Here is a 4,734-nt window from a genome sequence, read left to right as displayed (position 1 = left end):
GTGTCCGGACCGGGTCCGGACACCCCGCACGCCGACTAGTGTTTTCCCCGATGCACGCGGTGGGGGGAGACACAGCTGATGAGCCGTCGATCGAGCAGCGGACTGATCGGGGACTGGGCGCAGGCGCAGCGCCGTCGGCAGCAGACGCTGCAGGTCCAGCAGCGGGAGGCCGAGCGCCGTCAGCGGACCTGGGAGCGGGAGGCGGCGCGCAGCCAGCGCCAGCACCGCGAGGCCGAGGCGCAGCGGCGGACCGCCCGGCTCGACGCCGAGGTGGAGTCCCTGCAGGGGCTGTTGGTCGCGGGGTGCCGGGCGCCGGCCTTCCGGATGGCCGACCTGGTCCGGCCCGACCGGCTGGAGCCGTTCGACCCCGGGACCCTCGCGCACCCCGTGCCGATGCCGCGCATCGAGCAGTTCCAGCAGCAGAGCAGCGGCTGGACCCTCGGCTCGGGCCACCGGGCCCAGGCGGAGCGCGAGGCGCACGCCCGGTACGCCGAGGCCTGGCAGGCGGCGCACGCCGCGGAGGGCCGGCGGCAGCAGGAGCTGGCCGCGTACCGGCAGCAGTACGACCGGTGGGCGGCGGACCAGCTCGCCGGTGTCCGGGCGCACAACAGCGGGCTCGCGGAGCTGGCCGGGGCACTGCGCGGCGGTGATCCGGAGGCGGTGGTCGAGTACTTCTCGGCAGCCCTGTACGCCTCGACGGCCTGGCCCGGGGCGCTGCCGAGGCAGGTGGCGGCGGCGTACGACCCCGGCGCGCGCGAGCTGGTGCTGGACTGGGAGCTCCCCGCGTACGCGGTGGTGCCGGAGGCCAGGTCGGTGCAGTACCTGCCGAGCACAGGCCAGGACAAGGTCAGGCCCCGTCCGGCCACGGAGCGGCGGGCGCTGTACCGGGACCTGCTGGCGCAGAGCATGCTGCTGGTCGTGCGCGAGCTGTACGCGGCGGACGAGTTCGGCGTGCTGGACTCGGTCGCGGTCAACGGCTTCGTGGACTGCCCCGATCCGGTGACGGGCCACGAGGCGCAGTTCGTCCTCGCGACCGCGCGGGCGCCGCGCAGCGCCTTCTCGGGGCTGCGGCTGGAGCAGGTCAGCACGGTGGACTGCCTGGTCGGGGGGTTGCGGGGGCAGCTGTCGGCGCGGCCCGACCAGCTGACGGCCGTACGTCCGGGCCGCAGGCCGGAAGAGGTCGGCGGAGGGGTCGTCAGCCACGGCGGCGGCGTCGGCGGTGACGACGAGCCGGACCTGTTCGCGATGGACCCGATCGCCTTCGAGAACCTGGTCGCCGAGCTGTTCCGGGCGATGGGCATGGAGGCGGTGACCACGCAGCGGTCGGGCGACGGCGGCGTGGACGTCGAGGCGCTGGACCCGGCGCCGATCCGGGGCGGGCGGATCGTGGTGCAGGTCAAGCGCTACCGCAACACCGTGCCGCCCACGGCGGTACGGGACCTGTACGGCACCGTCCAGGACAAGGGGGCGAACAAGGGCGTCCTCGTCACCACCGCGACCTTCGGGCCGGGGTCGTACACCTTCGCCAACGGCAAGCCGCTGGAACTGGTTCCCGGCGACGCGCTCGTGGAGCTGCTGCACCAGTACGGGCTGCGGGGGCGGTTGGGGGGCGCGGCCGGTAGCGTCCCGGCGCAGCGCGCGCCCGAACCCGAGCCGCCCGCCGACCACAACGTGCTCGGCATGTCCTGGTCGGGTTCGGTGGCGCTGGACGTGTGCGCGCTCGTGTGCAAGGGCGGCCGGGTGCTGAGCGAGGACCACTTCGTCTTCTTCAACAACTCGCGGACCCCCGACGGTTCGGTCCGGACACGCGCCGACGCGGCGCCCGACAAGGCGGCCGTCGAGGTGTCCTTCGACGCCCTGCCGCGGGAGGCCGACCGGCTGGTCCTGGTGGCCGCCGTGGACCCGGAGGCCGATCCGCACGGCGACCTGGCCGGCTTCACCGACGCCCGGATCCGGCTCCTTGACGCGGCGGGCGCGGAGGCGGGACGGCTGGAGGTCTCCGACGGCCGGGCGGGCGAAACAGCCCTGGTCCTCGGCTCGTTCCGGCGCCGGGCGAACGGCGACTGGGACTTCGTGATCGGCGGCAAGGGCTACCGGGGCGGCCTGGAGGACCTCCTGCGGGAGTACGGCATCGAGGTCGCCTAGGGGTATCGACCCGCAGGGATGCTCTTGTGGATGTCAAGCGGCGGTTGTGAGGTGACCCGGGGCCTGCTGTGGCGTTGGTGGCGGTCAGGACGTGGAAGATCTCGCGGGCGACGAACCGCTTGGGGCAGCGGATATCTCCTTCTTCGAGAGGCCTTCTTTGGTACGTCGTTCCATGTAGGTGCGGGTGCGCTGGTCCCAGCGCAGCCGGCAGAGAACGATTCGGTAGAGGGCGGCGTTCGCGGCGCGGTCGCCGCCCCGGTTGAGGCGGTGGGTGTCGACGCCGCCGGTGACCTCGACCTCGTGCTGTGCCATCGTGGATCGTGCCGTCCTCTCCATTCGACCGGGCAGAACGGCACCCGTCGGCCGGGAGGGCGGACAAGACAGTGATGGGGCGAGCGCCCCCCGGCCCGAGCCGACACAATCCCGTTGAGGACCCGAAGTTCGGTCAGTCGGTCCTACGTTGTTTATGGGTTGGACGGGCCGTCGTAAGGTCCAGAGGCCCAGAGACACCGGGTATGGCTTTCAGTCGGTTGCCCGCGATGGTTTGCCTCACCTGGCCGCCCGGTGTCTCACGACGACTCGGCCGCTGATTAGCGCCTCTGTGTGTCAAGCAGCTGCCGCGAGTCGGTTTCGCTGGTCCCGTTTCATGAGTCGGTAGACGACGTTGGAGAGGCGTCGTTTGAGGGCCCGGCGCGCTTCGGCGGGCGTCTTGCCTTCGGTGATTTTGCGGCGGTAGTACTCCTGCCCGCGGCCGCCGTCGCGGATCTGGCAGATGGCGATGATGTGCAGGGCCGAGTTCAGGGCTCGGTTGCCACCGGTGTTGAGCCGGTGGCGGACGTCTTGCCGCTGGAAGCGTCCAGCGGAGCGCTGCCTGTGTAGCTGGCGAAGTGGTGCTCGGTCGGAAAGCGGCTGACATCGCCGATGTGCCCGAGGATCTTGGCCGCGAGGACGGTCCCGAGGCCGGGCAGATCCGTGAGCGTTGTCCGCGAGGCTGCCAGCGCGTCTCGCATCTGGGCTTCGTTGTCCTTGACCTGCCGGTCAAGCCGCCGGAGGTCGGCCAGCAGTTCGCGGGCGATGTCACGCCGGCAGCTGTCAGTGGCTGTAACCGGCCGGATGCCCTTCATCAGAGTGGCGGCCTTGTCAGCCGAAAGCCGTGCCGGGGCTCCTCCGGGAAGCAGGTCGCGAAGGACGGCGTGGAGGCGGTTGATGGTGCGGGTCCGTTCGTTGACCAGGTCGTTGTGGCGTTCGGTCAGCAGCCGCAGGATGGTGGATTGGTCCTCGGGGATGACCTTGCGCAGGTCGGTGCGGAAGAGCGCGACCTGTGCGACGTGGAGCGCGTCGGCCGGGTCGGTTTTGCGGTCCCCGCCGGTGGAGAGGAGCCGGGCCCTGGCCGAGAGCGTCGAGGGCACGTCCACGACGTCCTCGCCGACGGCGGCCAGCTGCTGGGCGAGGGTTCGGCCAAGGCCGCCTGCGCCCTCGATCGCGAAGCGGCGCTCGGGCCACTGCTCGCACCAGCGGATCAGCTGGCCGAAGGTACCCGCGTTGACGACGAAACGGCGTTGGCCGGTCTTGTGGCCGGCGGCGTCGATGGCGACTGCGGTGTGTGAGGACTTGTGAGGGTCGATCCCGATGGTGATCACGCGAATCCTGACCTGTGCTCGAGCCGGCAGAAGTGTGCGGTGGGCACCCTGACTTGAAGTAGCGGTCGCACACATTCATGCCTCTGTCGAGCCACACCGCGCGAGTGCCGGACGGCGGCGGCACGCTAATCATGAGCCAGCCCGAGGGCGGCAAGGAGCTATGCGAGCCAGTGCCGTCCGGCACCCTGGACGCTACGGCTGCAGACCGGGCGTCTGGGGTCGATTCAACAAGTCAGGAGCTGCGAGCACCTGCGGGTGTATCGCTGAGTAGGACCACGCTGGCGAGGTCGTTCGGGAGAACCGCTCATACCGACGAACCGGAGGAACCTCGTGCCCCAGATATGGGCGGGCGTGGACATCGGCAAGACCCATCACCACTGTGTGGTCCTAAACGCCGAGGGCAAGCGGCTGCTGTCGCGCCGTGTGCTGAACGACGAGCCGGAGCTGCTGGCCCTCCTCACCGACGTGCTGGCCCTCGACGAGGACGCCGGGTGGGCGGTCGACGTCGCCGACGGCATGGCCACCTTGCTGATCAGCGTGCTGCTCAACCACGGGCAGCAGTTGCTCTACATCCCCGGTCTCGCGGTGAACCGGGCCTCGGCCGGTTACCGGGGCATGGGCAAGACCGATGCCAAGGACGCCACCGTCATCGCCGACCAGGCCCGGATGCGCCGGGACCTGACCGTGCTGCGGACGGACGACGAGGACGCCATCGAGCTGCGGTCCTCACCAACCGGCGGGCCGACCTGAACGCCGACCGCACCCGCCGGATCAACCGCCTGCGCGGCCAACTCAGCAGCATCTTCCCCGCGTTGGAGCGGTGCCTGGACCTGGGCAACGTCGGCCCGCTGATCCTGCTGAGTCGGGTCGCCCGGGGGAATCTCACCCCCGGGCTCCCACAGAACGGAGCGTGACAATCTCTCGTCACTCCGCTCTTGTCACCCTGATC

Annotated in this window: 2 protein-coding genes and 2 pseudogenes; 2 read left to right on the top strand and 2 right to left on the bottom strand. The window is 70.8% G+C overall.

Going from position 1 to position 4,734, the window contains the following annotated elements; genetic code table 11:
* The first annotated feature begins 78 nt into the window (after positions 1–78).
* Positions 79–2,145 (top strand): restriction endonuclease, encoded by a 2,067-nt coding sequence (locus tag ACFWTC_RS38475; protein ID WP_384030608.1) that lies wholly within the window; start codon positions 79–81, stop codon positions 2,143–2,145.
* Positions 2,146–2,227: 82 nt separating this feature from the next.
* On the opposite strand, the pseudogene ACFWTC_RS38470 reads toward ACFWTC_RS38475, so the two are convergent.
* Together ACFWTC_RS38470 and ACFWTC_RS38465 are read right to left on the bottom strand one after the other, a co-directional pair.
* Positions 2,228–2,421, bottom strand: a pseudogene (locus ACFWTC_RS38470) (IS110 family transposase); the annotation flags it as partial.
* A gap of 521 nt (positions 2,422–2,942) precedes the next feature.
* Positions 2,943–3,785, bottom strand: a complete 843-nt coding sequence (locus ACFWTC_RS38465; RefSeq protein ID WP_383931643.1) for an IS110 family transposase — start codon at positions 3,783–3,785, stop codon at positions 2,943–2,945.
* Between the two features lie 330 nt (positions 3,786–4,115).
* On the opposite strand from ACFWTC_RS38465, the pseudogene ACFWTC_RS38460 reads away from it, so the two are divergent.
* Positions 4,116–4,648, top strand: a pseudogene (locus tag ACFWTC_RS38460) (IS110 family transposase); the annotation flags it as partial.
* Positions 4,649–4,734 lie beyond the last annotated feature (86 nt).

The sequence above is a fragment of the Streptomyces sp. NPDC058619 genome (genome assembly GCF_042717785.1).
In the GTDB taxonomy this organism is placed as follows: domain Bacteria; phylum Actinomycetota; class Actinomycetes; order Streptomycetales; family Streptomycetaceae; genus Streptomyces.
This window is presented reverse-complemented; position numbering and strand designations above follow the sequence as displayed.